The 3,531-nt window shown below is 65.3% G+C and carries 5 protein-coding genes; 2 read left to right on the top strand and 3 right to left on the bottom strand.

Annotated features, from left to right (window positions below):
* Together WBB85_RS20205 and WBB85_RS20200 are read left to right on the top strand one after the other, a co-directional pair.
* The coding region (locus WBB85_RS20205; RefSeq protein ID WP_432640384.1) for a PaaX family transcriptional regulator C-terminal domain-containing protein at positions 1-401 on the top strand (401 nt) is incomplete at its 5' end.
* 211 nt (positions 402-612) lie between these two features.
* Complete coding sequence (locus WBB85_RS20200; RefSeq protein ID WP_432640383.1) at positions 613-960, top strand: DUF2794 domain-containing protein; 348 nt, start codon at positions 613-615, stop codon at positions 958-960.
* Between the two features lie 3 nt (positions 961-963).
* Here the strand turns inward: WBB85_RS20200 and WBB85_RS20195 are convergent, their stop codons facing one another.
* From WBB85_RS20195 to WBB85_RS20185, 3 genes are all read right to left on the bottom strand, one after another.
* A complete protein-coding gene (locus tag WBB85_RS20195; protein ID WP_432640382.1) occupies positions 964-1,791 on the bottom strand; it encodes an NlpC/P60 family protein in 828 nt (275 codons plus the stop codon).
* The gene (locus WBB85_RS20190; protein ID WP_432640381.1) at positions 1,788-3,173 is read right to left on the bottom strand and encodes a leucyl aminopeptidase family protein; all 1,386 of its coding nucleotides are present in this window, start codon (positions 3,171-3,173) and stop codon (positions 1,788-1,790) included. The genes WBB85_RS20195 and WBB85_RS20190 overlap by 4 nt, the downstream gene beginning before the upstream one ends.
* A 63-nt stretch (positions 3,174-3,236) precedes the next feature.
* Positions 3,237-3,531: hypothetical protein (locus WBB85_RS20185; protein WP_432640380.1), on the bottom strand; the 295-nt coding region annotated here is incomplete at its 5' end.

The following is a 3,531-nucleotide window of genomic DNA, read 5'->3' as shown; positions in this document are numbered from 1 at the left end:
GGTTCTGCCTGCGGCCGGGCCGGGCACCCGACGGCGCCGTGATCGCGGTCGCGGGCCAGTTGCATATCGGCCAGGATGCTGGGGCCCGCTTTATCGCTGCCGAGCATCTTGGCGCGCTGCAGCGCCTGGCGGACGACCTTTCAGCACTGGAAAGGGTGGAACTTGCCCCTCTCGATGCCATGGCCGCCCGTGTGCTGCTGATCCATCGCTGGCGCCGGATCGTATTGCGCTATCCCGCCCTGCCCGACTGCCTGATGCCTGCCACATGCACCGGCCTGAACGGGCGGGTTGCGGCCGCCTACAACCTGTTGCTTCCCGCGTCAGAACTTTGGTTGAAAACTGCTCTGGATAACGGCCACACAGACGGCGCGATCCTGCAACGGCGCTTCACGCCGGGCTGACTGTTCTTTGTTTGGGGGAAAAGAAGTCCGGCGACGCGGGCTGGGTGGGGGCTGTTGACCGCGTCGCCGGGACAAGCGTGTTTCGCTATGGGTCCATGTTTCTTCAACCAACACGGCGGCGCTGCGGAAAAACCATGCCGAAGGAAAGGTGTTTTTGCGGCACAAAGCAGGCAGGCTTGATTTGCACCGAAACAGCGGTAACATCCGAAGTATGACGGTCCAACCGCCGACCCCGTTTCGACCTTCGCAGCGACCGCCCGGGCAGGTTGCCTTCGACCGCGCGGAACTTGGCACGATCCTCGGGCTTTACGGGCGGATGGTGGCCGCCGGGGAATGGCGCGACTACGCGCTGTCCTTCCTGAGCGAGATGGCCGTGTTTTCAGTGTTTCGCCGGGCGGCCGAACATCCGATCTACCGGATCGAAAAGCGGCCCCGGCTGCGCGGACGGCAGGGCATGTATGCGGTGATCGGGATGGATGGCCAGATCCTGAAACGCGGCCACGATCTGCCGACGGTGCTGCGCATCCTTGAGCGGAAGCTGATCCGGCCGATCGACTGACCCCTATAGGCGCCGCACCGAGGTCACCGGCCCGTCACCCTGCGCGTCGATACGGGCGATGGCGGCGTCGATCTCCTCATACCCGACCGCCATCTGGAACGCATTGGCATGGATCAGGCGTGACGCGCTGACCGCCACCGCCACATGGCCTTTCCAGAAGAACAGATCTCCACGCTGCCAGGCCGCCCCCTGTGTCAGCGGCGTGCCAAGTTCCGCTTCCTGCATGTCGCTGTCACCGGGACAGGCAATGCCCGCCGCATGCAGCCCGGCCTGAACCAGACCGGAACAGTCGATCCCCGCGCGTGAGTTCCCACCCCAAAGATAGGGCGTTCCGATCAGGCTTTCCGCCACCGATACGGGATCACCCGCCCAGTCGCCCAGCGCGCGGAGATGTGGCCGCGGCACGAACTGCCCGGCCTCGGTTTCGTAGAACCGCGCATGTTCGGCAACCACTGTCAGCCGGGCACCAAGGCTGAGTGCCGCAACCTCGTGCATCTTGAAATCGGGTGCGGGGTAAAGATGGGTCGCGGTGGCTGAAACCCAATGCGTGGCCTGGCGCGGCGCACCCAGCGCCGTTTCGGCCAGATATCCGCAATAGCCGTCCTTTTCGGCCTTTACGAAGGCAAACCCTTCATGCCGGTCCAGAACCAGAACCTCCTCGCCCATCAGAACCTGACGGTCGCGCGCGCCGCCCGGCTTTGCCAGCAGATCAGCAAGCGGTACGACGATCCGTGCCGGATCACCGGACACGTACCGGTCGGCTGTGATCTGCCCTTTCAGTGAGGCATGCGCCACACGGCCATTCGCCGGGGTCAGGCGCCGGTCATTCATGCCCCCAAAAGCCCCGGCAGGGCGGCAAGGATTGCCCGCGCGCCTTGTCCCACCCCGCCCTTCGGCCGGGCGGGCTCAGCCTTGGGCTGCCAGCCATAGATATCGAAATGGACGTAAAGCGGGCTGTCGGTCACGAAACGGCGCAGGAACAGGGCCGCCGTGATAGAGCCCGCCATCCCGCCCGCGGGCGCATTGTCGAGATCGGCAATGCCGGGTTCGATCACCGCCTCATAGGGGTCCCAGAACGGCATGCGCCACAGGGGGTCGGCCACTGCCGCCCCGCCTGCCGCAAGGGCCGCCGCCACGCTGTCATCGTCGCAATAAAAGGGGGCAAGATCGGAACCCACCGCCACCCGCGCCGCACCGGTGAGCGTCGCCATGGAGATCAGAAAATCGGGCTTTTCCTCATCCGCCAGAGCCAGCGCATCCGCCAGAACCAGCCGCCCCTCGGCATCGGTATTGTTGACCTCGACCGTCAGCCCCTTGCGGCTGGTCAGGATGTCCTGCGGCCGGAACGCATTGCCGCTGACGGCGTTTTCGACGGCAGGGACAAGCACGCGCAGCCGGACCTTCAGCCCCAGAGCCATGATCATCCGCGCAAGCCCCATCACGGTCGCCGCCCCGCCCATATCCTTCTTCATCAACCCCATAGACGAGGCGGGCTTGATATCGAGCCCGCCCGTGTCGAAGCACACCCCCTTGCCGACCAGCGTGAGGGTCGGTCCCGCATCGCCCCAGCGCAGGTCCAGCAGCCGGGGGGCGCGGTCGGACGCGCGGCCAACGGCATGGATCATCGGAAAATTCCGCTCCAGCAGATCCTCACCACGTATGATCGTGGTCTTGGCGCCGAACGCCCCGGCCAATGCGGTGAATGCGGCCTCCAACTCCTCCGGCCCCATATCGGAAGCGGGCATATTGATCAGGTCGCGGGTCAGCGCCTCGCCTTCCGCGATGGCCAAAAGACGCGCCGCATCCACGCCCGCAGGCGCCTTCAGCCGTGCCGTCGGCACCTTGGCGGATTTGTATCGGGAAAAGCGATAGGTGGCGAAAAGCCATCCAAGGGCCGCCTCTTCCGCCTCTTTGACGGACAATGCCCCCTCAAGATGCCAGTCACCGCCGGGAAGGTCCGCCACGACCTTCGCCAGATGAAACCGCCCGCGCCGACGTGCGGCAGCAGAGCCCAGCCCGAAGACCGCACCGATCGGCTCACCATCCGGGCCGGGCAGCACGCAGAACTGGTTCAACGCGCCCGAAAACCCGGACGCCGTCAGCCATGCACGCTCTGCCTTGCTGCGACCGGACAGAAACGCGTCGGCCTCTGTGCCGGCGACAAGATAGAGAGGGCGTGAAGCGGCGGCAGGGTCGGCAAAGGCGAAAGGCATGGGATAGCTCCGATCGGATTCGCCCGCCAGACTATAGCGCCATGCGCCACCCGCAAGCCCCGCTCAGAGCGTCATGTCGCGCAAATCCCATACGGCATTCAACGACCGGTCACCGATCCTCAGCAATCGGGCCAGAGTCGCCGCCTGCGCAACGGAATTGGACGCCTTTGTCGCGTCGATCACATCCAGGGCGACTACCGCGAATGTGGTCATGCCGATCTGGTCGGCGACCTTGACCAGCCGCCGCGCGCTTTTCATCAGCGCTTCAGAATCGTCAGCCTCGGCTTGCTGCTGCATCTCCGACAAGCGTGCATTCAAGTCCTTCATCGCGCGGAGCATGACCTGCTCGGCGCCGACC

It is taken from the genome of Albidovulum sp. (assembly GCF_049646345.1).
Classification (GTDB): domain Bacteria; phylum Pseudomonadota; class Alphaproteobacteria; order Rhodobacterales; family Rhodobacteraceae; genus Albidovulum.
This window is presented reverse-complemented; position numbering and strand designations above follow the sequence as displayed.

Bases quoted from the DNA above. Each gene is read 5' to 3' on its own strand.
- WBB85_RS20200 (WP_432640383.1), top strand. From the start codon at position 613: ATGACGGTCCAACCGCCGACCCCGTTTCGACCTTCGCAGCGACCGCCC.
- WBB85_RS20195 (WP_432640382.1), bottom strand. From the start codon at position 1,791: ATGAATGACCGGCGCCTGACCCCGGCGAATGGCCGTGTGGCGCATGCC.
- WBB85_RS20190 (WP_432640381.1), bottom strand. From the start codon at position 3,173: ATGCCTTTCGCCTTTGCCGACCCTGCCGCCGCTTCACGCCCTCTCTAT.